We start from the raw sequence: 716 nt of genomic DNA on the forward strand, positions 1-716 counted from the left end.
CGGCCGTCACGGCGAGCAACGCGTCGGTGGTCAGGCCCGGATCGGGTACGCCCGCACGGTCCAGAAGGCCGTCGCCGCGCGCGAGTTCCCGGGCCAGCCAGGTCGTGGCGGCGGCTGCCGTCGGATCGCTCGACGTGGACGGCAGCACCCGCCATGTCGCGGTGGCGGAACCCGCGTTGCCCGCCGGGTCCGTGGCCGTCACGACCAGCGTGTGCGGGCCGACGCCCAGGTTCTCGCCGCGCCACGGCGACGCGCACGACGCGCCGACCCCGCCGTCGAGGGAGCAGACCACGTCGGCGGTCGGGTCGTCGACGGTGAAGGCGACGGTCGCCTCGCGGTCCGGGCCTTCGGGTCGGGGGAGCGAGGTGAGCGTGACGACGGGGGCGACCGGATCCGGGCCGGTGACCCGGCGGATTCGATGGCTGTCCGGCTCGGCCAGGTACACGTGCCCGGACGGATCGGTCGCCAGCCCCGACTTCCCGTACACCGAAGCGGTCGTCGCGGGCAGGCCGTCCCCGGCATGGCCGGCGGTGCCGTTGCCCGCGAACGTGGAGATGACGCCGTCGGCGAGGCTCACGACACGGATCCGCCCGGCCTCGGACACGTACACCCGGCCGTCCGGGCCGACGGCGACGCCGGCGAGGTCGGTCAGGTCCGCCCCGGTCGCGGGCCCGCCGTCGCCGACGGTCCCCTTCGGGCCGCCGCCGGCGACGGTG

General features: G+C 76.7%; 1 pseudogene. It reads right to left on the bottom strand.

Going from position 1 to position 716, the window contains the following annotated elements:
- Window positions 1–716, bottom strand: a pseudogene (locus GT354_RS13365) (hypothetical protein); the annotation flags it as partial.

This window comes from Streptomyces sp. SID3343 (assembly GCF_009865215.1).
GTDB lineage: Bacteria > Actinomycetota > Actinomycetes > Streptomycetales > Streptomycetaceae > Embleya.